Genomic DNA, 21,209 nt, shown 5'->3' with positions numbered 1-21,209 from the left:
ACTAGAATGTGTAGGTGATTGTAACGAAGTTTTTTAAAAGCAATTGGAAAATGCTGATCGTATTTCTACTGATTGTACTTGTATTTCCATGCGTCATATTGCTGAAATCTCCGCTTGGGATGATACCAGAGGATATTGGGCTTGCGGTGGTATCTTATGGCGGTTCCATTATGGGTGGGTTTCTCACACTATACGGGGTATGGTGGACAATAGATGCCAATAGAGTGCAGCAAAAAGAAGAGAGAGAATTAGAGTATAGACCGCTGTTGAAATTTGATGTCTGTGAGTATCAACACAGGTTTCAGCAGGTAGGTGAGATTATATATCTATTTAACAATGAATATTTCTCAGACTCTCAACCAGTGTACATGGATAAGATGATCGTGTTAGAAAATGTAGGACGTGGAGAGATTATTGAGCTGCATTACAGCATGCATAAGACAGAGCTAGTCAGTAGTTGCGTTGACTCCCTCAAAGAAGCAACTGCGTGCTTTTTGGGTGAACAGTACATCAATACCATGCCGGTGAATGGACAAATATACATAATCCTTGGTATTCCTCAATTAATTAAAAAGTGCCAGGGTAAGCTTATTATACTAAGCACTGATATGGAGATAAAATATAAGGGTGCATTTAGCGAAAAAGAGTATAATCAAAAATTAAGCTTTTGTTTGAGTGTAGAAATTGTAGAAGATCATTACAAAATGAATCTGTACAATATGTCGTTAGGTTCTACGGGACTACACAGCTACGCAGAGTGAGGAAAGTTGGAAATGTACATTGTCTGCCTCTTTGAGGGAGGCTTTAGGTGGCGGTCACCGGGAGCCTGGCTTCCAGCGGCGGGAACGCCGCACACACCAGACTAGGCCCGGACGGGGAAACCGCCCAGCTATAGGGCCAGCTGCCCAGAGTAACTTGGTGTGGTGGCACGACTAGGCGCCACACCAAGGGTGACGGGCCGACTATAGCCTTGACGCACGTACGTTCCAGTACCCCAGGGAGGTCCTTAGGGGGGAACGCCCTAAGCGGGTTTTGGTTCCTTTTGACCGAGCAAAAGGAACCCCCAGCGGGAAGCGTCCCCACCAGGCTGGCAAGCCTGAACTAGGCCGTTTAGAAGAACAACTCCTCCATCAGCCGGACAGCCGACAGCCCCCCTTTGCAAAAGGGAGACGTTTGGCCTGGTGGAGGTCAGAGGGCTGTTTCCATTGACCGGGGCTGGAACTTCTGGTACACTAATCGTAGGATCTGTACACGGTAAGCATAATACCTTTTGTGATTTTGGGGTGAACCGTATGAAATGGAAGAACATGATTTCCCCGGTTTTGTCTGTGCTGGTGCTGGTTCTGATGGCCCTATGGGGCGTAGGTATAGTGTCAAACGAGGGACATACCCCATAGAGCTGCGCTTAATGGGACGCAAAGTCAACCCCGCGAGGGGTTGACTTTTTATATCTCTTGTATTATAATCTATAATACAAGCAAGACAAAGAGAGGACGGTGAACCCTCATGCTACTGCAATTGGATTTCAACAGTGAGCGACCCATTTACCAACAGATTCGGGACCAGATTGTGGTGGGCATTGCCCAGGGGGTCTTGTCGCCGGGGGAGAAGCTGCCCACGGTGCGGGCTCTGGCCGATGAGGCCGGGGTGAACATGATGACGGTGAGCCGTGCCTACCAGCTTCTGAAACAGGAGGGGTACATCACCACCGACCGGAGAAGCGGGACGGTGGTCAGTGCCCGAGAGGGAGCCCAGACCGTGCCGGAGCAGACGGTTGGGCGGTTGAAGCTGGCCCTATCCGAGCTGCGGGTGGCCGGGTGGCAGAAGGAGCAGGTGCTGGAACTGTGCCAGAAGCTATATGAACAGGAGGGGTGACTATGATCGTTCGGTTGATTCTTTGGGCGTGTGGAATTATCATCATACCGCTGATGTTTTGGCAGCTCAACAACGAGACCAAGTTTAAAAAGAACATTGCCCTGGGGGTCACGTTGCCCTATGTGGGCCGCACCCACCCCCAGACCGTGGAGCTGCTGAACCGGTTCCGCCGGATTCTGCGGTGGATCTGTCTGGGCTTGCTGGTATCGGTGGTGGTGCTGGTGCTTTTGCCCATGTCCACGGGGCTGTCCCTGACCGTGTGGCTGATTTGGATTGATGTGGCCATGGTGCTGCCCTTTATCCCCTATGTGAAGTACCATAAAAAGCTCAAGGCGCTGAAACAGGAACAGGGCTGGTACCCGGAGGTGCCCCGCACCCATGTGGTAAACCTCACTGCGGCGGCCCAGGCGGAGAAGCCCATCTCGCCCGTTCAGTTTTTGCTTCCCCTGGTGGTGAGCTTGGCCCCCCTGGTGTGGGGCATCGTGCAGCAGGATTGGCTGATGACCGCCCTGTTTCTCACCGGGCCGGTGTGTGTGCTGCTGTTCTGGGCCCTGTATCAGTGGGCCATGCGGCGGCGGGCGGAGACGGTGGACGAAAATGAGAGCCTCACCCAGACCCTCACCCGCATCCGCCGGAGAGCCTGGCGGCGGAGCTGGGTGTGGGGCAGCTGGTTTATGGCAGGGGTCAACCTGGCCATGTGGTTGTCCCTGGCCCACCCGGTTTGGGGCCTGGTGGTGATGTTGGCCCTCACCGTCCTCTTTCTGGTGCTGGCGGTGGGGCTGGAGTTCCACCTGCGCCACCAGCAGGAGCGGCTCACCGCCCAGAGCGGCCAGACCTACTATGTGGACGAGGACGAGAAGTGGATTTGGGGTATGTTCTACTATGACCCCAACGACACCCACTTGGTGGTCAACAACCGCATCGGCATGAACACCACCGTGAACCTGGCCAAGAAAAGCGGAAGGGTCATCATGGGAGCTACGGCGGTTCTGATGCTCCTGATGCCCCTGTTCGGGGTGTGGCTGATGGCGGAGGAGCGGGCACCTGTGACCCTTACCCTCACCGATACTGTCCTGGTGGCAGAGCACGGCTGGGATCACTATGAGATTCCCCTGGCGGACGTGGACCAGGTGCAGCTGCTGCAAGAGGAGCCGGAGGGGCTGCGGCGCATTGCTGGCACGGCCATGGATAACGTATATAAGGGCCGCTACCAGAGCGACGAGTACGACAAAATCACCGTGTGCATGGACCCTCAGGAGGGGCCCTGGCTGCTCATCACCATGGACGACGGCACGGTCTCCCTGGTAGGGGACGGGGCAGAGGCCATGGCTGGCCTGTACGAGCGATTGAAATAAGTGGCAAAGTGTGGCGCAGGGGGCCTCCCTGCGCCACACAAATTGTGCAAGAAATACCTTGCAATTCTGCTCCTGTGTGTTAGAATAGACCGGACAACTGAATACAGTTGCGAGAAAAGCAGAAACGAAAGGAAGAAGCAAAATGCCCAAGTTCACGAAACGGGCCCTTTTGCTGCTGCTGGCCGGGGTCATGCTCTCGGCTTCACTGTACGGATGTACAGGAGGCACGAACAATAGCGCCACCCCCACAGCCTCTGCACAAACGGGCGAGTTATCCCATGGAAACTCAGTCACGGTAGGTATCGCACAGGATTTGGACAGCCTGGACCCCCACAAGGCGGTAGCCGCGGGGACCAGTGAAGTGCTGTTCAACATCTTCGAAGGACTGATGAAAGCCAGTCCCGACGGCGGCGTCACTCCCGCTGTTGCCAGTGACTACACGGTTTCCGACGACGGACTTCAGTACACCTTTACCCTGCGGGAGGGTGTGAAGTTCCACAACGGCAACGCAGTCACCATGGAAGATGTACTATACTCCTTGGAACGCTGCGCCGGGTCAGAGAACGATGGAACGCCTCTGATTTCGGCGTTTTCTAATGTCACCAGCATGGAGGCCACCGATGACACCCATGTGGTGCTCACCCTCAAAGAGCCCAATCTGGAGTTTATCAACTCCATGACTGCCGCCATCATCCCTGCAAATTCCAGCGACACCATTGCCACCACTCCCATCGGCACCGGTCCCTTCGCCTTCACCTCCTACACCCCCCAGCAGAGCATGGAGATGAAGAAGTTTGACGGCTACTGGGGCGAGCCTGCCCAGCTGGACCAGGTGACCTTCCGCATCATCACCGATGTGAACACCCTGGTGATGGGCTTGCAGGGCGGCACCCTGGACATGGTCATCCACCTGCCCAACTCGGTGCGCAAGGAGGTGGAGAAGCAGTTCACCGTGCTTCAGGACACCATGAAGCTGGTGCAGGCCCTGTACCTGAACAACGACGTCAAGCCCTTTGACGACGTGCGGGTGCGTCAGGCCATGTACTACGCCATCAATGTCCCTGAGATCATCGAATTTGTGTGTAATGGGGACGGCGTGGCCACTGGTACCAGCATGTACCCCGCTTACACCAAGTATTTCATGCCCGAGCTGGCGGAAAACTACCAGCAGGACCTGGAAAAGGCCAAGCAGCTGCTGGCTGAGGCCGGTTATCCCGATGGCTTTACCATGACCATCACCGTGCCCTCCAACTACACCCAGCACGTGGAGACCGCTGAGGTGGTCTCCCAGCAGCTGGCTCAGGTGGGCATCACTGCCAACCTCAACCCCATCGAGTGGGAGAGCTGGGTCAGCGATGTGTACCGTGGCCGCGACTTTGAGTCCACCGTGGTGGGCATCGCCGCCAGCGACATGACCGGCCGGGAGATGCTGGAGCGCTACGTCAGCGACAACCAGAAGAACTTCATCAACTTCAACTCGGAGGAGTATGACCAGGTGATGGAGAAGGCCCTGACCACGCTGGACCAGGGCGAGCAGACCCAGCTTTACAAGCAGGCCCAGACCATCCTCAACGAAGAGGCCGCCAGCCTGTGGATTCAGGACCTGTGCGACCTGGTGGTGATGAATCCCGCCCTGGATGGCGTGACCTTCTATGCCACCTATGTGCTGGATATGAGCACCATCCACTATAAATAAGAGACCAACGCTTTGGGGGCCGCACCTGCGGCCCCCAAATTGCAAGAGGTGAGATGTATGATGAAAACCCTGGTCAAGCGGGTGCTGCTGCTGATTGCCACCCTGCTGCTGGTGACCATCCTGGCCTTTGTGGCCTTCTCCATCATTCCCGGCGACCCCACCTCCTCCATCCTGGGGGTGGAGGCCACCCAGGAACAGATTGCAGCCCTCCGAGATCGGCTGGGGCTGGATTTGCCCATCTGGCAGCGGTACCTCCACTGGCTGGGGGGCCTGCTCACCGGGAATCTGGGGGAGTCCTACAACTACGGCATGCCGGTGGCTCAGCTGCTGTCCACCTGCGTCACCCACACCCTCACCCTGGCGGTGCTGGCCTTTGTGCTCATTGTGGCCATCTCTCTGCCTCTGGGTATCATCGCCGCCCGGTATGAGGGGGGCGTGGTGGACCGGGTGCTCACCATCCTCAACCAGATCACCATGTCGGTGCCCAACTTTGTGGCGGGTATCTTGCTGGTGTATGTGTTCGGACTGGTGCTGCGCCTGTTCCAGCCCGGGGCCATTGTCACCCCCCAGGCTGGATGGGGGCCCTACCTGTGGTACATGCTCTTTCCCGCCCTGGCGGTGGCCCTGCCCCGGTCGGCCATGACGGTGAAAATGCTGCGGGGCTCCATCCTCAGCGAGCTGGGCCAGGACTACATCCGCACGGCGTACAGCAAGGGCAACTCCAAGACCTCGGCCCTGTGGCGGCATGTGCTGCGCAACGCCATGATTCCCGTGGTCACCTTCCTGGCCATGACGGTGGCGGACATTATGGCCGGCTCCATTGTGGTGGAGCAGGTCTTCGGCATCCCTGGCCTGGGCAAGATGCTGGTGACCTCCATTGGCAACCGGGACTATCCGGTGGTGCAGGCCATTGTGGTGCTCATCGCCACGGTGGTGGTGGTGTGCAACTTCGCCGCCGACTTGCTCTACCGGGTCATGGACCCCAGACTGAGAGGACGGTGAGGCGAGATGACAACACGCAACTGGTATGGACGGCTGGGCCTGGTGCTCACCGTGCTCATGGTGGGTTTTGCCGGGGTGGGCATGTTCTGGACCCCCTATGAGCCCACCGCCATGGTGGGAGCGGACCGGTATGCCGCCCCCTCTCTGGCCCACCCCTTTGGCTGCGATCAGCTGGGCCGGGACATCCTGTCCCGTACCATGGAGGGAGCGGGCAGCACCCTGATGATCGCCCTGGCCGTGCTGGCCATCGGCTTTGTGGCCGGACTGCTCATCGGCGCCTTCTGTGGCTACTTCGGAGGCGTGGTGGACGCCCTGGTCATGCGAATTTGTGACGCCCTGGCCGCCTTCCCCAGCATTCTGCTGGCTCTGGTGGTGTTGGCGGTGATTGGCCCGGGCAAGTATAACGTCATCGGAGCTTTGGGCATTCTCTTCATCCCCAGCTTTGCCCGCCTGGTGCGGGGGGAGTTCCTCAAGGTCCGGGACCGGGACTTTGTGCGCTCGGCCCGGCTCATGGGGGTGTCCAATGGACGCATCCTCTTTGTCCACATCCTGCCCAACACCTGGCCCACCCTGTTGTCGGGGCTCACCATCGGCTTTAACAATGCGGTGCTCTCCGAGGCGTCCATGAGCTATCTGAGCATTGGCGTCACCGCCCCCGACGTGAGCCTGGGACGGATGCTCAATGAGGCCCAGGCGGTGTGGTCCACCGCCCCCTGGTGTATGCTCTGTCCTGCCCTGGTGGTGGTGCTCACCATCCTGGGCGTGAGTTTGCTGGGTGAGGGCCTGCGGGAAAGGATGGCGGCATGATGTTACAGATTGAACATTTGAAAATTGCATTTCCCAACCCCAAGGGTCATTTCGAGGCGGTGAAGGACTTCTCCCTCCATGTGGAGGAGGGGCAAGTCATCGGCATTGTGGGAGAGTCCGGCTCAGGCAAGTCCATGACCGCCCACGCCATCATGGGCCTGCTGGACCGCAAGAGCGTCCAGGTCTCCGGCTCCATCCGCTTTGAGGGGGTGGAACTGCTGGACCTCACCCGCAGCCAGATGCGCAGCTATCAAGGCAAGGACCTGTCCATCATCTTCCAAGAGCCCATGACCAGCCTCAACCCCACCATGAAGATTGGACCCCAGGTGGAGGAGGCCCTGCGCATTCACACCAAGATGCCCCCCAAGGAGCGCAAACAGCGGGCTCTGAAGGCCATGGCCCTGGCCGGGCTGCCCAATGGGGAGCAGTTGTACCACCAGTACCCCCACCAGCTGTCTGGCGGTATGCGCCAGCGGGTGATGATTGCCGCCGCCCTGGTGCTGCGGCCCAAGCTGCTCATCGCCGATGAGCCCACCACCGCCCTGGATGTCACCATCCAGGCACAGATTCTGGACACCCTCAAGGAGATCAACCGGAAAGAGGGCATCGCCATTTTGTTCATCTCCCATGACCTGGGTGTCATCCGGGCCCTGTGCCACCACGTGGTGGTGATGCAGCAGGGGGAGATCGTGGAGGCAGGGGACGTGGAGCAGGTGTTCCACCACCCGCAGCAGGCGTATACTCAGCGGCTCATCGCCTCCCGCCCCACCCGAACCAAACTGAAAGCAGGTGGCAGCCATGGCTGAGAAACCAATGGTAAACATCCAGGGCCTCAACAGCTACTATGGAAAGGGCAAGGAGCGCAAGCAAGTGCTGCGCAACGTCTCCCTCACCCTGGACCCCGGCGAGGTGCTGGGCATTGTGGGAGAGTCCGGCTCCGGTAAATCCACCCTGGCCAAGTGTCTGTTGGGGGTGGTGAAGGACACCGAGGGCACCTTGGAGGTCAACGCCTTCCGGCCTCAGATGGTGTTCCAGGACCCCTACGGCTCCCTGAACCCCGCCAAGTCGGTGGGCTGGTTTTTGGAGGAGCCTCTGCGGGTGCTGGGGGTGAAGGACAAGAAGGAGCGGAAGGCCCAGGCCATTGACATGCTGCAGCAGGTGGGCCTGGGGGAGGAGCACTATTCCCGCCGCCCCTCCCAGCTCTCCGGCGGTCAGCGCCAGCGGGTGGCCATTGCCGCCGCCCTCATCGGGGGCAGCCGCCTCATTGTGCTGGACGAGCCGGTGTCCGCCCTGGACGTGACCATGCAGGCCCAAATCCTCCAGCTGCTGGTGGACTTGAAGGCCAAGTTCCGCCTGTCCTACCTGTTCATCTCCCACGACCTGGCGGTGGTCTACCAGATCTGCGACCGGGTGGCGGTGATGTACCAGGGGGAGATCGTGGAGCAGGGGGACGTGGACACCATCTACGACAATCCCCAGCACGACTACACCAAGAAATTGCTCCAGGCCTCTCTGGCTCTGGAAGAATAAACGCATGGGCGGACGGCCTTGAAAGGCCGTCCGCCCATGCGTCAGCCTGTCGAAAAAGTCCAGCGAAAGCTGGGCTTTTTCGCGTGTATAAGGTATAATGGAAGTGGTGGTGAGAAAGATGCTGGAAAGAGGAAAAATGGAACGGGACGTGATCGAGATCGTAGGGATAGACAGCTTAGTCCCAGAAGATCATCTGCTGCGGAAAATAGATCGAGCGGTGGATTTCAACCGGCTGTATGAAATGGTGGAGCCGCTGTATTGTGAGGACAATGGCAGGCCGAGCATAGACCCGGTGGTACTGTTCAAGATGGTGCTGATCCAGCATCTGTACGGGCTGCCGTCTCTGCGGCGGACAGCGGAGGAGGTCTCCCTCAACAATGCGTATCGCTGGTTTCTGGGGTACAGCCTGCAGGAGGAGACCCCACATTTCTCCACGGTGAGTTACAATTTCCGGAACCGCTTTACCGAGGAAACGGTAGACCAGGTATTCCGCTGGATTCTGGAGGAAGTGGCGCAGGCGGGATATCTCTCCCCTAAGGCAGTTTTTATAGACGGCACGCATATCAAAGCCAACGCCAACACAAAAAAACAGGTGAAGGTTCAGGTTCCTGTGGCGTCCAGGCATTACGCCAAGGAATTGATGGAGGAGGTAAACGCAGACCGGGAGGCCCATGGAAAGGAACCATTTGATGACGATGATGCACCTCCGGCACCAAGAAAGAAGCGCAGGGACAATACCTCGAGGAAGAAGCTGGCCCGGCGGAAGAAGGAGAAGGAGCGCGCCGTGAAGCGGAGCGTGACCGATCCGGACAGCGGCTTGTTTGTCAAGGGAGAGCACAAGCGGCAGTTTGCCTATGAGGCCCACACAGCCTGCGACAAGCATGGTTTTATTCTGGAGACCGTCGTTACCCCCGGAAACGTCCATGACAGCGTGGCCTTTGATGAGGTCTATGACCGTGTAACAGCAGCCTTCCCGGAAACGGAGACCATTGTCGCCGACTCCGCTTACAAGACGCCTCATATCTGCAAGAAGGTATTTGAAGATGGGCGTGTGCTGTCCACCGCTTACAAACGGCCTCAGACCAAAAAGGGCGGCCATGAATGGTGGAAGTATGTCTATGACGAGCATTACGACTGTGTGCTCTGCCCGGAATTCCAGGTCCTGACTTACCGCACCACCAACCGTGACGGATACCGGGAATACAAAAGCGACCCCAAAATCTGCATCCACTGTCCTACCCGCCATCTGTGTACCTGCTCCAAGGACTGCGTAAAGACCGTGCAGAGGCATATCTGGAAGGATTATGAGGAATTGGCAGATGACGCCCGCTATACCCCCAAATACCAGGAACTCTATAAGCGACGGAAAGAGACCATTGAACGGGTCTTTGCCGACGCCAAGGAAAAATACGCCATGCGTTATACGCAGTACAGAGGCTTGGCTCAGGTAACAAACTGGGTGAAGCTTAAATTTGCTGCCATGAACCTCAAAAAACTGGCCATATGGCTATGGAGGGAGAAGCTTTTTCCATTCATTTCTATTCCGCTCTGCACGCTTTATGACAGAACCCGGCCTACGCATAATCCATACACCGGGTTTCTCGACAGGCTGACGCATGGGCGGACGGCCTTGAAAGGCCGTCCGCCCATGCGTTTTGTGTGGTTAGACCCGTCGGTACCCCAGCAGATACCCTGCAAAGTAGACCACCCAGGCCAGGGCGCAGCCCATCACCGGGGCAATGCACCAGTAGCCAAAGAGGACCAGGCCCAAGAGCGTCCATTGGGTGAGACAGAGCCACACCAGACCCACCCCTACCAGGATGCCCAGGGGGAGAAGGATGCACGCCGAGGTGGAGCGGGTGCGGCACAGCACCAGCTGCAACAGGAACATGGGGATGAAATGGAAATAGATGAGAAGAGCCTGGTGCCAGACGGGGATGTCGATGGGCAAGTCCCAAAAGGCGGAGACAAAGACCACGGCATATACCGCCGCCGTCACCCAGAGCAGCCGGAACAATATGCGGTTGGTGTTGGGATTCCAGGTTTTCATAACGATGCCCCCTTTCCTTGGTATCTTTAGAATACCAGAGGGAAAGGGGGCTGTATAGAGCTATGGGATAGGTGGACGGCTGGACGGGATAGGTGGTCTTTAGCGGGTCTCTTTCAGCAGCAGCACCGACTCATAGGGCCGCAGCGTCCACTGGGCTTTGGGCACGCTGTCTGAGTAGTTGGACAGCAGCACCCGGTATCCATCCAGCTCCACGGGAGCCTTCCACACGCACTCCTTGCGGTAGAAGTTGCTCACACAGATCAGCTCCTGGCCCTGGTACTTGCGCTGATAGGCCAGCACGGCGGGGTGGTCGGGAGTGAGGGGGGTGAAGTCCCCCTGAGCGAACACGTCGTAGGTATGGCGCAGGCGGATGAGGGCCTGATAGTGGGCGAAGATGGAGTCTTTGTCCTCCACCTGGGCCTGGGCGTTGATGGTGGCGGTGTTGGGGTTGACGGAAATCCAGGGCTCCCCGGTGGTGAAGCCGCCCTGGGCGGTGGCGTCCCACTGCATGGGGGTGCGGCTGTTGTCCCGGGAGTGCACCTTGAGGATGTTGTACACGCTCTCCTCGCTCATGCCTTTGTCCCGGAGAATCTGGTAGTGGTTGAGGCTCTCCACGTCCCGGTACTGGTCCAGGCGGGTGAAGTTGGCGTTGGTCATGCCCAGCTCTTCCCCCTGGTAGACGTAGGGGGTGCCCCGCATGGCGTGGACGATGTTGGCCAGCATCTTGGCGGACTCCTTCCAGTACGCCCCCTCGTCTCCAAACCGGGACACCACCCGGGGCTGGTCGTGGTTGCACCAGAACACGGCGTTCCAGGCGTTGTGGGCGGCCATGCCCTCCTGCCAGGAGAAGAGAATGTCCTTGAGCTTGCCAAAGTCGGTGGGCACCAGCACCCACTTGTCGTTGCCCATGAAGTCCACCTTCAGGTGGTGGAAGGAGAAGACCATGGACAGCTCGCTGCAGTCTGCCCCGGCGTAGCGGAAGCAGTTTTCCATGGAGGTGGAGGACATCTCGCCCACGGTGATGATCTCCGGGTCCTGGCCGAAGCTCTCACGGTTCAGTTCATGCAAAAACTCGTGGATGCGAGGGCCGTCGGTGTAGAAGCGGCGGCCATCCCCCTGGAAGTCGTCGGCGTACTCTCCCTTGCTGATGAGGTTCACCACGTCGAAGCGGAAGCCCTTCACGCCCTTGCCCATCCAGAAGCGCACAATGTCCTGGACTTCTTTCCGCACGGCGGGGTTCTCCCAGTTCAAATCTGCCTGGGTCTTGTCAAAGAGGTGGAGGTAGTATTTGCCCAGCTGGGGCACGTACTCCCAGGCGTTTCCGCCGAACTTGCTCTCCCAGTTGGTGGGCGGAGTGCCGTCGGGCTTGCCGGGGCGGAAGATGTAGTAGTCCTGATACACCGGGTCCCCGGCCAGGGCCTTCTGGAACCACTGGTGGTAGGTGGAGGTGTGGTTAAACACCATGTCCAGCATAATGCGGATGTTGTGGGCCTCGGCCTGGGCCACCAGTTCCTCGAAGTCGGCCATGGTGCCATACCGGGGGTCAATGGCCCGGTAGTCCGCCACGTCGTAGCCGTTGTCGTTCTGGGGGGAGACGAAGAAGGGGGTGAGCCAGATGTAGTCCACGCCCAGCTTCTCCAGGTAGTCCAGCTTGGCGGTGACGCCCTTCAGGTCCCCCAGACCGTCCCCGTTGGTGTCCAGAAAGGACTTGGGGTAGATTTGGTATACTACACTGTTGCGAAAGTCTTTCATAGTAGGTTCCTCATTCCATGGTGATGATGGCGGTCTGGCCGGCCTGGGCGTCCAGTCCGGTGTGGAAGTTGAAGTGAGCAGAGCCGGGCTCTGTGATGACAAATGCGGTGGTGGTGGGGTGTCCGGCGGCTTTGATTTTCTCCGGGTCAAAGGTGATGAGCTTGTCCCCGGTGTGTACCCGGTCCCCCTCCTTCACATGGAGCTGGAAGCCGTCGCCGCCCATGGTGACGGTGTCCATGCCCACGTGGATGAGCAGCTCCACACCGTTGTCTAAGAGCAGTCCGCAGGCGTGCTTGCTGTCCTCAATGACGGTGGACACGGTGGCGTCAGCGGGGGCCACCACCACATTTCCGGTGGGCTCAATGCCCACCCCCTGGCCCAGAACGCCCTGGGAGAATACCTGGTCGGGAATCTGCTCCATGGGGATGATGTGGCCGGACAGGGGAGCTTTCAGCTCGTGGCAGGCCTCGGCGGGCATCTCCTGGACGGGAACGGGGGCGGCAGTCTGGTCGGTGCCCAGGGCGGCGGCGTCCAGTTTGCGCTTGCCCACAATCAGGGTGAGCACGAAGGGCACCACGATGGCCACGGCCATGGCCAGCAGGAAGGTGAGGTAGAACTGGGGCTTGATGGACAGGATGCCAGGCAGACCGCCCACGCCGATGGAGTAGGCCTCAGAGCCGGTGACAATGGAGATGACAGCGGCCAGGCCGGAGCCGATCATACCGCACACCAGGGGGAAGCCGTACTTCATGTTCACGCCGAAGAGGGCGGGCTCGGTGACGCCCAGGTAGCAGGAGATGCAGGCGGGGATGTTCACCTGCTGGGCCCGCTCATTCTTCTTCTGGAGCACTGCCATACCCAGCACCGCAGAGCCCTGGGCGATGTTGGACAGGGCGATCATGGGCCACAGGATGGTGCCGCCGTACAGGTTCACCAGCTGGGTGTCGATGGCGTTGGTCATGTGGTGCAGACCGGTCATGACGATGGGGGCGTAGAACAGGCCGAACACGGCGGCAAACAGCCAGCGCACGGAAGAGGTGAGGCCGGCGTAGACCACCGAGGCGATGGCGTCGCCAATGGCCCAGCCGATGGGGCCCACGATGGTGTGGGCGATGATGACCGCAGGCACCAGGGAGAAGAAGGGAACCACGATCATGCTAATGACTTCCGGACAGAGCTTTTTCAAGCCCTTTTCCAGATAGACCAGCACAAAACCAGCCATCATGGCGGCGATGACCTGGCCCTGATAGCCGATCATCTGTACCTGGGCAAAGCCGAAGTCCCAGACGGGGATTTCTGTGGCGGTGGCCACAGAGAAGCCGTTGAGCAGCTGGGGAGAGACCAGAGTCAAGCCCAGGATGATGCCGAGAATCTGGGTGGTGCCCATCTTCTTGGAGATGGACCAGCAGATGCCCACGGGGAGCATGTGGAAGATGGCCTCGCCGATGAGCCACAGGAAGCTGTACACGCCAGCCCAGAACTGGGAGGTATCCGCCAGGCTCATGGTGCCGTCGGCAAAGAAGTTGATTTCACCGATGATGTTGCGGAAGCCCAAAATCAGACCGCCGCAGATCAGGGCGGGAATGATGGGGGCGAAGATCTCGCCCAGCGTGCCCACCGCCCGCTGAATGAGGGACTGGTTGGACTTGGCGGCGGCCTTCACGGCGTCTTTGCTTACCCCTTCCACTCCGGCGTAGGCGGTGAACTCCTTGTAGAATACCGCCACGTCGTTGCCGATGATGACCTGGAACTGTCCAGCCTGGGTGAAGGTGCCTTTTACGGCGGGGATTTTCTCAATTTCGTCCACGTCTGCCTTGTTGGGGTCGGCCAGCACGAACCGCATCCGGGTCATGCAGTGGGAGACGGCCTGGATGTTTTCCCGTCCGCCGATGAGAGGCAGCAGCGCCTCTACGTCTCGTTGATACTTGGACATATGCCCATCCTCCTTCTTTTCTGCACGGAAGCTTTCCAGTTCCGGGGCCCAGCTCCCTGTGTCTCTGTTGATATTAACGATACACCACTTGTTTAAACAAGTCAACTTGACAAAGGTGATAAACATTCCTCCCAATTTTTAGGCATGTGTACAATTCGGTGGGGGCGGGGTGGGGGACGTTGACAAGGTAGTGGGGATATAGTATCTTAAAAAGATAGAGCCTGTTTTGACAAGGTGGAAGGAATATGCCGCGAGAAAAGTTTACCCAAATTTATGCCGCCCTGAAATCCCGCATTGAGTCTGGGGTATACCCGGTGGGGCAGCTGCTGCCGTCGGAAAATACCCTCATCGGGGAGTTTTCCTGTTCCCGCAACACGGTGCGCCGGGCCATTTCCGAGCTGGTCCGGGACGGATATGTGCAGACCAGCCAGGGCAAGGGTGTTTGCAATATTTTTCAGCCCATTGAGCGTTCGTCCTATACCATGGGCACCATTGAGTCCTTCCGGGAGACGGCCCAGCGCACGGGACAGCACACCGCCACCCGGGTAGTGGAGCTGGAGCGGTGTGTGGCGGGGGTGAATATTTCCCTGCAAACCGGGTTTCCGGTGGGGACGGAGCTATTTTCCCTCAGCCGTGTCCACGAGATGGACGGCAAGCCCATCATTTTAAACCACAGCTATCTCCGGGTGGACTGTATGCCGGATTTGACGGAGGAGATCGCCCAGGGCTCTCTGTACCGCTACTTGGAGGAGGAGCTGGGCATGGTGATTGTCACCAGCAAGCGCACCATCACCGTGGAGCCGGTCACTGGGGCGGACAAGAAGTGGCTGGACCTGGGGGAGTACAACTGCGTGGCGGTGGTGAGCAACCAGGTGTACAACAGCCAGGGTGTGATGTTTGAGTATACCCAGTCCCGGCACGTGCCCAGTATTTTCCGATTCCAGGACAACGCCGTGCGGCGGAGCGGGGCGAGAAGCTCGCTTGTTTAAACAAATATGAAACAGGTACTGCCACAGACGTTTTGTCTGGACAGTACCTGTTTTGCTTTAAGGGATTGTATAGGATGGAAAGTGGTACAGTTGAGAGAATGAGTCATCGCTTTCCGCTATATTTATGTGTTTTTTTCCTATCTTTTTCACATACTGAAACGTCTGGTAAGCACCACCGTATGAATGATCAATGTATAGAATAACCAGATCGGAACGGTCAACCATTGCCCGGTTTCGGATTTGAAATGCAGCTTTATAGTGTGCTGCTGCCGCTTGCTCACAAATTTCTATTTCATCATAGTATGAAAGGAAGGACCGTTTGTTGTTGCGATACTCGGCAGTGGAATATGGCATAACCCAAATGAGCACACTGTTATCATTACGAATCTGTCTTTTGCACTTGCGTATGGTTGAAGATACGATTTGATCAAATTCTCCATTGCGCCCTACAAGAAATTCTATAAAATCATTTTCTTGCAGCAGATGTGAAATGATTTTTTCCAAGTTCTGCTCCGTTTGAAGTGGGGCTTTCATTTGTCGATGACCAAAAAAGCTGACTGTCGTGGTGCGCATACAATCGCCTCCAAATGGGAAGTGGTAGTGTAATCATAAAGAATATTATACATTGGTAATTATACTACCAATAAAGAGAAGAGTAAATCGCAAATTAGCTATTACACTACCAACGCCATTCCCTGGTTCGTAATAAAATAACGAAAAAGGGAGGGAAGGCAATGGTTGATATGCCATATGAAGATTTCATTAGAACTCGTATTACCGAATTGAGGATGGCCAAAGATGTGTCCGAGCATCGCATGAGCCTGGATTTAGGTAAAAGCGGCTCTTATATTCGAGGCGTCACCAGCGGAGCGGCCTTGCCATCCCTGAGAGAACTGTTCAACATCATTTCGTATTTCGATATGACGCCAGGAGAATTTTTTGCTCCCTTGGAACAGGATGATTCCGCTTATCATAAACTTTGTGAGCGGTTGAGGTCGTTAAGTGAGGAAGATTTGGAGAAGGTAGCCACGTTTACCAAGTGGATTACCGGATAATTCGCACATAAATAAAACCTGAGTAGCTGGATGGCTACTCAGGTTTTGTTTTGATTGGTGCCCGGTAGCAGGTGTGCTCTAGAAGGTCAAGAGAAGTTTTCCGGCGACAGGACTTGACCCACTGGCCCCCAGAGCTGACGCTCTGGAGGCCATAGGGCGGCGGATTTTATGTGCCTGACGGCACCAAGAGGCCGCAGGTTCACCACCCCGTACAAATCAAAAGAGAAGAGCACTGCCAACTGATGTTGACAGTGCTCTTCTCTTTTGGTCCGAGTGACAGGACTTGAACCTGCGGCCTCTTGACCCCCAGTCAAGCGCGATACCAAACTTCGCCACACCCGGATTTGAACCGAACTATGACATAATAGCACATGACTTTTGAAATTGCAAGAGGGAAATCAAAAAAAGTTGAAAAAATTTTCGGCCATTTCCAGGGCTCCATCTGGTAAGTGGAAATCTTGCATTTTCCACTGCGGGTTTGCTATACTGTAAAAGAAATGACCGCGCCAAGTTAGGAGGGAATCTCTATGGAATATAGCTGCTATACCATCTATGATCGCCACACTCTGGCCGATATGTCTCGCGCGCTGCGGAAAACCGTTCGGAAGAAGACCGCCCGGCGGTGGTGGATGGCGGGATGCCTGCTTCTGGTCCTGGGGCTGTCCCTCCTGCTGGAGCCCGGCGAACGGCTGTGGTTCAAAGCCGTGATCCTGGTGGCGGTGGTGTGCCTGTTTGTGGTGCAGGGCTGGGGAGATGGCCTCAACGCCCTGATGGCCCAACGCCGCATGATGCCGAGCAGCGAGCTGTGCAGCAGCAGCTTTTACGGGGACCACTATGAGTGCAAAATCTCCGGCGCCACCACCAGCTGGGAGTATGGGAACATCCTGGCCATTGCGGAGACCCGGGACTATCTTGTCTTTGTGCTGGGCAAAAACCACGCCCAGGCATTTGCCAAGCGAGAGTTGAAGGGGGGCACGGTGGACTCCTTCCGCAGCTTCCTGGAGCATAAAGTGGGGAAACCCGTGGAAAAGATCGGCGGATAACCAAATAGATGACAAAAGGGGGTGACGGTTCCGTCACCCCCTTATTCGTTACTTGAGTTTGCTGTACTCCTCGTCGGAGACGGCCTCCAGCCATTCGTTGGAGCTGTTCTCACCGGGAACCTCCAGAGCCAAGTGAGAGAACCAGCTGTCGGGAGCGGCCCCGTGCCAGTGCTTGACCCCGGTGGGAATGTTCACCACATCGCCAGGGTGCAGCTCCTGGGCCTCCTTGCCCCACTCCTGATAGTAGCCACGCCCGGCCACACAGATCAGCATTTGACCGCCGCCCTGGGTGGCGTGGTGGATGTGCCAGTTGTTGCGGCAACCGGGTTCAAAGGTCACATTGAACACCCCCACCTGGCTGGTGGACAGGGGGTGCAGATAGCTCTGCCCCACGAAATACTGGGCAAAGCCATCGTTGGGCGCGCCGATGGGGAAGACCATCTCCTGCTGATGTTGGGCCTTGCCGTCTGCGTCATCTTCCTCCGCCCACACCTCTTTGGCCATGCGGAAGGCGGCCCAGGCCTTGGGCCAGCCAGCGTAGAAGGCGGCGTGGGTGAGAATCTCGGAAATTTCCTGTCGGGTGATGCCGTTTTGCTTGGCGGTGGTCAGGTGATACTGGAAGGAGCTGTCCACCAGCCCCTGGGCCATGAGGGCCACCACGGTGACCAGGGAGCGGTCCCGAAGGGAGAGTTTGTCCTCACGGCTCCACACCTCTCCAAACAATACATCGTCATTCAACTGGGCAAACTTGGGGGCAAACTTACCCAGAGCGTCCCGGCCTGCGGTCTGCTTCACTGCCATTTCAAAGGCCTCCTTTATGCCAAATACGCGTGGAAGAAACTTGTGATCTTGTCAAAGGGAATGATGTCCTTTCGGTCATACAGATCGGTGTGGACGGCGTCGGGGATGATGAGCAACTCCTTGTTGGCGGTGTAGGGATTTCCCTCCACCATGTGGGCGAAGGCGTCCCGGCTGAAATAGCAGGAGTGGGCCTTCTCCCCGTGGAGCATCAGCACGGCACTGCGGATTTCGTTGGTGTAGTGCAGAATGGGCATGTTGACAAAGGACAGGGAAGAGGTCACATTCCAGCCGTCGTTGGAGTTGAGGGACCGCTCGGTGTACCCCCGCTGGGTCTTGTAGTAGTCGTAGTAGTCCTTGAGAAAGAAGGGGGCGTCTTCCGGCAGCGGGTCCACCACACCCCCGGCCCGGGCGTAGGTGCCGGACTGGTAGTCCTGGGTGCGCTGGGCGTTGAGGGCTTGTTTCATCTCGTACCGGGCGTCGGCGCTGTCGGTGGAATCAAAGTAGCCCTTGGCGTTGACCCGGCTCATGTCATACATGGTGGAGGTGACGGTGGCTTTGATGCGGGTGTCCATGGCGGCGGCGTTGAGGGCCATGCCGCCAAAGCCGCAGATACCCAGAATGCCGATCTTCTCCCCGTCCACAAAGTCCCGGGTGGCCAAAAAGTCCACCGCAGCGGAGAAGTCCTCGGTGTTGATGTCGGGGGAGGCCACGTTGCGCACCGCACCGCCGCTCTCTCCGATAAAGGAGGGGTCAAAGGCCAGAGCGGCAAAGCCACGGCTGGCCAGCTCTTCGGCGTACAGCCCGGAGCACTGCTCTTTTACCGCTCCGAAGGGGCCGGACACCGCCACAGCGGCCAGCTTTCCCGTTGCATCCTGGGGCAGGTACAGGTCTCCTGTCAGCTCGATGCCGTAGCGGTTGTGGAACTTCACCTTCTCCCGGCGCACGGTGTCCCGGAGGGGGAAGGAATATCCGTTGTACTTGGATTCCATGGCGTATTCCCTCCTTACACGTTCTTGCCCATCTGGTAGGCAGCGTCCAGCTTGTCCTGGCCCATCTCACCGGGGTCGTTGGCACCGCCGCCCCGGACCACGCCGGCCAGTCGGGCCCGTTCAAAGCAGGCAATCCAGCCGTTGAGGCCGTGGACAGGACCATTCGAGGCGCTGTCCTCCTCCTCGGCGGAGGCGGTGAGCAGATAGATGTCCCGGAAGGCGTAGGCGGAGTCATACAGGGAGTTGGCCCGGTCCAGCAGGGTCTTCATCTGACCGGCCATCTCATAATAGTAGACCGGAGTGGCAAAACAGATGACGTCTGCCGCCCCCATCTTCTCCACAATGGCGTTGGCGTCGTCCTCAATGACACACCGGTGGGCCTCCAGACAGGCCATGCAGCCGTTGCAGAAGTGCAGCTGTTTCCCTTGCAGGGAGACAAGCTCCACCTGGTGCCCAGCTTCCTGGGCGCCCTGGGCAAACTGCTGAGCCAGCAGATGGGAATTGCTGCGGGAGCGCAGGCTGGTGGAGATGACCAAAACGTGTTTACTCATATGGGTTCCTCCTTATGTGAGTGGATCTTTGATTCTGATTCTAACACTCCAGAGATAGAATCACCAATACTTATACAGAATGCATCACCATGCTTAAAACCTATACTTGAGGAAAGGAAAGAGGTGTTGGTCCCCGTTGGATGGGGACCAACACCTCTTTGCGGTACGGTTACAGGAACAGCTCGCCCTCTTTCCGGTCCGAGCAAACCTTCTTCAAGGCCACCTGTGCGGCGGTGAGCATGACGGGATTTACCTTCCGGGCACCCTGGGGGCACACGGCCACGCAGCGCATGCAGGAAATACACAGCTCCTTGTCGGTGCGGCTGGGGTCGGCGGGGTCAATGGCCTGGACGGGGCACTGCTGGGCACACAGGCCGCAGCGGTTGCAGTCCTTGGCGGGCTTGGGCACCATGCCGACTCCGCCCGCCTTTTTGTAGGGGCGGTTGCCGGGCAGCGTGGGCTGGGAGTTGTCTCCGGACTGCAGCTTATCCCAAATTTTTTGTCCAAAGTCCTGCAATTGCTGCTTGTCCTGGCTGTCTGGACGTCCGGCGGCATACTGGTGGGCGATGGAGTGTTCGGCAATGGCGGCCACTCCGGCCACCACCTGGAAGCCCGCCTGGACGGCGGCGTCCTCCAGCTCCACCAGGGTGTCCTCATAGGCCCGGTTGCCATACACGCACACCAGCACCGCCCGGGCGCCGTTGCCCTGCATGGCAGTCAGGCGCTGGACGGCGGGGGCGGGGACCCGGCCAGCATAGGAGGGCACGGCAATGACAGCCACATCTTCTGCGGTTAGGGAGTAATCGGAGAAGTGGGCATTGGGGTCAGTGAGGTCCAGCGAAATGGACTGGGCCTTCCAGTTCTCCACCAGCAGGTCAGCGGCCTTTTGGGTGCCGCCTGTGGGGCTGAAGGTGATTTTGTAAAGTTTTATGGTTCCATCTCCTTTTCCTTCATGCTACCACGTCAGTGGGAAAAATACAAGGCAGAGGCATGCTGGAGCAGCTGGTGGCAAAGGCCGAGGCCATGGTGGCCGAGCAGGACAAGTACGTGCAGACCGATTGGCAGCAGCTGGTGGACGCTTTGGCCCAGGCCCAGGAGCTGCTGGAAGACAGCGGCAATGCCTTGGCAGGGGATGTGGGAGAGGCCAGCGAAGCACTGTTGAACGCCATTCTGGCCCAGCGCTACAAGGCCAACAAGGAGAACCTGGAGGATATTCTGAACCAGGCTCAGGCTGTGGACCTCTCCGGTTATACCGCCCAGAGCGTGGCCGTGTTCCAAGCTGCATTGGCTGAGGCTCAGGCGGTGATGGCGGACGAGACCCTCAGCGTGGAGGATCAGGACGCGGTGGACGCCGCTGTGGAAGCGCTCGCCTCCGCCATGAACGGACTCACTGCTGAGACCACTCCCCAGCCCACTCAGACCCCTGAGGCCAGCCAGACTCCCGAGGCCACTCAGAAGCCTGTGGTGTCTGAGAAACCCGAGACCAACGTGCCCCAGACGGGGGATGCCAGCCAGCTGGCTGCCATGGTGGGCGTGCTGATGAGCAGTGCCACCGCTTTGGGCGGCGTGGCCATTGCCCGCAAGCGCCGCAACGGCTAAGCGGATACGTAGACCATCACACAGAGTAGAAACAAAGCAGGTCGCAGTCATTGGGCTGCGACCTGCTTTTCAGTGGTGCGCCCGGCATGGGCAATAACTTGGTGGTGAAAGTCCACTACAGACTTGGCAGTAGGAACTGTTAGCCGAAGGCAAGGGTGTCCATCGTGAGGTGGAATCTGAAG

General features: G+C 57.9%; 20 protein-coding genes and 1 tRNA gene. 13 read left to right on the top strand and 8 right to left on the bottom strand.

Features of this window, described 5'->3' with window-relative positions; translation table 11 throughout:
- Positions 1-14 precede the first annotated feature (14 nt).
- From B5F12_RS07175 to B5F12_RS07135, 9 genes are all read left to right on the top strand, one after another.
- On the top strand, positions 15-761 hold the full coding sequence (locus B5F12_RS07175; protein WP_143482353.1) for a hypothetical protein: 747 nt from the start codon (positions 15-17) through the stop codon (positions 759-761).
- A 745-nt stretch (positions 762-1,506) separates the two neighbouring features.
- Positions 1,507-1,875, top strand: coding sequence for a GntR family transcriptional regulator (locus B5F12_RS07170; protein WP_087232467.1), 369 nt, complete (start codon positions 1,507-1,509; stop codon positions 1,873-1,875).
- 2 nt (positions 1,876-1,877) lie between these two features.
- On the top strand, positions 1,878-3,230 hold the full coding sequence (locus B5F12_RS07165) for a hypothetical protein (protein ID WP_087232464.1): 1,353 nt from the start codon (positions 1,878-1,880) through the stop codon (positions 3,228-3,230).
- 313 nt (positions 3,231-3,543) lie between these two features.
- Positions 3,544-4,926, top strand: coding sequence for an ABC transporter substrate-binding protein (locus B5F12_RS07160; RefSeq protein ID WP_242954915.1), 1,383 nt, complete (start codon positions 3,544-3,546; stop codon positions 4,924-4,926).
- Positions 4,927-4,983: 57 nt separating this feature from the next.
- Positions 4,984-5,928, top strand: coding sequence for an ABC transporter permease (locus tag B5F12_RS07155; RefSeq protein WP_343286317.1), 945 nt, complete (start codon positions 4,984-4,986; stop codon positions 5,926-5,928).
- A gap of 6 nt (positions 5,929-5,934) precedes the next feature.
- Entirely contained in the window at positions 5,935-6,735 is an 801-nt protein-coding gene (locus B5F12_RS07150) for an ABC transporter permease (protein WP_087232458.1), read from the top strand.
- Positions 6,735-7,541, top strand: a complete 807-nt coding sequence (locus B5F12_RS07145; protein WP_087232455.1) for an ABC transporter ATP-binding protein — start codon at positions 6,735-6,737, stop codon at positions 7,539-7,541. Before B5F12_RS07150 ends, B5F12_RS07145 begins: the two co-directional genes overlap by 1 nt.
- Positions 7,534-8,265: an ATP-binding cassette domain-containing protein gene (locus B5F12_RS07140; RefSeq protein WP_087232452.1), complete on the top strand. Its 732-nt coding sequence runs from the start codon at positions 7,534-7,536 to the stop codon at positions 8,263-8,265. The genes B5F12_RS07145 and B5F12_RS07140 overlap by 8 nt, the downstream gene beginning before the upstream one ends.
- 118 nt (positions 8,266-8,383) lie before the next feature.
- A complete protein-coding gene (locus tag B5F12_RS07135; RefSeq protein ID WP_158096775.1) occupies positions 8,384-10,345 on the top strand; it encodes an IS1182 family transposase in 1,962 nt (653 codons plus the stop codon).
- A gap of 69 nt (positions 10,346-10,414) precedes the next feature.
- Here B5F12_RS07135 and treC read toward each other — a convergent pair whose 3' ends face one another.
- Together treC and treP are read right to left on the bottom strand one after the other, a co-directional pair.
- The gene (gene treC / locus B5F12_RS07130) at positions 10,415-12,067 is read right to left on the bottom strand and encodes an alpha,alpha-phosphotrehalase (protein WP_087232446.1); all 1,653 of its coding nucleotides are present in this window, start codon (positions 12,065-12,067) and stop codon (positions 10,415-10,417) included.
- Between the two features lie 10 nt (positions 12,068-12,077).
- A complete protein-coding gene (treP, locus tag B5F12_RS07125; protein ID WP_087232444.1) occupies positions 12,078-14,000 on the bottom strand; it encodes a PTS system trehalose-specific EIIBC component in 1,923 nt (640 codons plus the stop codon).
- A gap of 245 nt (positions 14,001-14,245) precedes the next feature.
- Between treP and B5F12_RS07120 the strand changes: the two genes are divergently transcribed.
- Positions 14,246-14,989 carry a UTRA domain-containing protein gene (locus B5F12_RS07120; RefSeq protein WP_087232441.1) on the top strand — a complete coding sequence of 248 codons (744 nt, stop codon included), beginning with the start codon at positions 14,246-14,248 and terminating at the stop codon, positions 14,987-14,989.
- A gap of 57 nt (positions 14,990-15,046) precedes the next feature.
- Here B5F12_RS07120 and B5F12_RS07115 read toward each other — a convergent pair whose 3' ends face one another.
- Positions 15,047-15,562, bottom strand: a complete 516-nt coding sequence (locus B5F12_RS07115; protein ID WP_087232438.1) for a hypothetical protein — start codon at positions 15,560-15,562, stop codon at positions 15,047-15,049.
- Between the two features lie 161 nt (positions 15,563-15,723).
- On the opposite strand from B5F12_RS07115, the gene B5F12_RS07110 reads away from it, so the two are divergent.
- The gene (locus B5F12_RS07110) at positions 15,724-16,044 is read left to right on the top strand and encodes a helix-turn-helix transcriptional regulator (protein ID WP_087232435.1); all 321 of its coding nucleotides are present in this window, start codon (positions 15,724-15,726) and stop codon (positions 16,042-16,044) included.
- A gap of 265 nt (positions 16,045-16,309) precedes the next feature.
- On the opposite strand, the gene B5F12_RS07105 is transcribed toward B5F12_RS07110, so the two are convergent.
- Positions 16,310-16,386: transfer RNA gene (locus tag B5F12_RS07105), tRNA-Pro, on the bottom strand.
- A 185-nt stretch (positions 16,387-16,571) separates the two neighbouring features.
- Here B5F12_RS07105 and B5F12_RS07100 point away from each other — a divergent pair.
- On the top strand, positions 16,572-17,087 hold the full coding sequence (locus B5F12_RS07100; RefSeq protein WP_087232432.1) for a YcxB family protein: 516 nt from the start codon (positions 16,572-16,574) through the stop codon (positions 17,085-17,087).
- A gap of 48 nt (positions 17,088-17,135) precedes the next feature.
- On the opposite strand, the gene B5F12_RS07095 is transcribed toward B5F12_RS07100, so the two are convergent.
- The 4 genes from B5F12_RS07095 to B5F12_RS07080 form a co-directional block, all read right to left on the bottom strand.
- Positions 17,136-17,888, bottom strand: coding sequence for a carboxymuconolactone decarboxylase family protein (locus tag B5F12_RS07095; RefSeq protein ID WP_087232429.1), 753 nt, complete (start codon positions 17,886-17,888; stop codon positions 17,136-17,138).
- Between the two features lie 14 nt (positions 17,889-17,902).
- Positions 17,903-18,877 (bottom strand): alpha/beta hydrolase, encoded by a 975-nt coding sequence (locus B5F12_RS07090; protein WP_087232426.1) that lies wholly within the window; start codon positions 18,875-18,877, stop codon positions 17,903-17,905.
- Positions 18,878-18,891: 14 nt separating this feature from the next.
- Positions 18,892-19,428 (bottom strand): flavodoxin family protein, encoded by a 537-nt coding sequence (locus B5F12_RS07085; RefSeq protein WP_087232423.1) that lies wholly within the window; start codon positions 19,426-19,428, stop codon positions 18,892-18,894.
- Between the two features lie 169 nt (positions 19,429-19,597).
- The gene (locus B5F12_RS07080; RefSeq protein ID WP_343286316.1) at positions 19,598-20,296 is read right to left on the bottom strand and encodes a 4Fe-4S binding protein; all 699 of its coding nucleotides are present in this window, start codon (positions 20,294-20,296) and stop codon (positions 19,598-19,600) included.
- 122 nt (positions 20,297-20,418) lie between these two features.
- Between B5F12_RS07080 and B5F12_RS07075 the strand changes: the two genes are divergently transcribed.
- On the top strand, positions 20,419-21,027 hold the full coding sequence (locus tag B5F12_RS07075; RefSeq protein ID WP_087232417.1) for an LPXTG cell wall anchor domain-containing protein: 609 nt from the start codon (positions 20,419-20,421) through the stop codon (positions 21,025-21,027).
- The last annotated feature ends 182 nt before the right edge of the window (positions 21,028-21,209 follow it).

It is taken from the genome of Pseudoflavonifractor sp. An176, from assembly GCF_002160435.1.
Lineage (GTDB): Bacteria > Bacillota > Clostridia > Oscillospirales > Oscillospiraceae > Enterenecus > Enterenecus faecium.
Note: the sequence above shows the minus strand (reverse complement) of the source record. Positions and strands in the feature narration are given on the sequence as shown.

What these genes read in the sequence shown, in the direction of transcription:
- B5F12_RS07170 (WP_087232467.1), top strand. Translation starts at nt 1,507, where the DNA reads ATGCTACTGCAATTGGATTTCAACAGTGAGCGACCCATTTACCAACAG.
- B5F12_RS07165 (WP_087232464.1), top strand. Translation starts at nt 1,878, where the DNA reads ATGATCGTTCGGTTGATTCTTTGGGCGTGTGGAATTATCATCATACCG.
- B5F12_RS07155 (WP_343286317.1), top strand. Translation starts at nt 4,984, where the DNA reads ATGATGAAAACCCTGGTCAAGCGGGTGCTGCTGCTGATTGCCACCCTG.
- B5F12_RS07150 (WP_087232458.1), top strand. Translation starts at nt 5,935, where the DNA reads ATGACAACACGCAACTGGTATGGACGGCTGGGCCTGGTGCTCACCGTG.
- B5F12_RS07145 (WP_087232455.1), top strand. Translation starts at nt 6,735, where the DNA reads ATGTTACAGATTGAACATTTGAAAATTGCATTTCCCAACCCCAAGGGT.
- B5F12_RS07140 (WP_087232452.1), top strand. Translation starts at nt 7,534, where the DNA reads ATGGCTGAGAAACCAATGGTAAACATCCAGGGCCTCAACAGCTACTAT.
- B5F12_RS07135 (WP_158096775.1), top strand. Translation starts at nt 8,384, where the DNA reads ATGCTGGAAAGAGGAAAAATGGAACGGGACGTGATCGAGATCGTAGGG.
- treC (WP_087232446.1), bottom strand. Translation starts at nt 12,067, where the DNA reads ATGAAAGACTTTCGCAACAGTGTAGTATACCAAATCTACCCCAAGTCC.
- treP (WP_087232444.1), bottom strand. Translation starts at nt 14,000, where the DNA reads ATGTCCAAGTATCAACGAGACGTAGAGGCGCTGCTGCCTCTCATCGGC.
- B5F12_RS07120 (WP_087232441.1), top strand. Translation starts at nt 14,246, where the DNA reads ATGCCGCGAGAAAAGTTTACCCAAATTTATGCCGCCCTGAAATCCCGC.
- B5F12_RS07115 (WP_087232438.1), bottom strand. Translation starts at nt 15,562, where the DNA reads ATGCGCACCACGACAGTCAGCTTTTTTGGTCATCGACAAATGAAAGCC.
- B5F12_RS07110 (WP_087232435.1), top strand. Translation starts at nt 15,724, where the DNA reads ATGGTTGATATGCCATATGAAGATTTCATTAGAACTCGTATTACCGAA.
- B5F12_RS07100 (WP_087232432.1), top strand. Translation starts at nt 16,572, where the DNA reads ATGGAATATAGCTGCTATACCATCTATGATCGCCACACTCTGGCCGAT.
- B5F12_RS07095 (WP_087232429.1), bottom strand. Translation starts at nt 17,888, where the DNA reads ATGGCAGTGAAGCAGACCGCAGGCCGGGACGCTCTGGGTAAGTTTGCC.
- B5F12_RS07090 (WP_087232426.1), bottom strand. Translation starts at nt 18,877, where the DNA reads ATGGAATCCAAGTACAACGGATATTCCTTCCCCCTCCGGGACACCGTG.
- B5F12_RS07085 (WP_087232423.1), bottom strand. Translation starts at nt 19,428, where the DNA reads ATGAGTAAACACGTTTTGGTCATCTCCACCAGCCTGCGCTCCCGCAGC.
- B5F12_RS07075 (WP_087232417.1), top strand. Translation starts at nt 20,419, where the DNA reads ATGCTGGAGCAGCTGGTGGCAAAGGCCGAGGCCATGGTGGCCGAGCAG.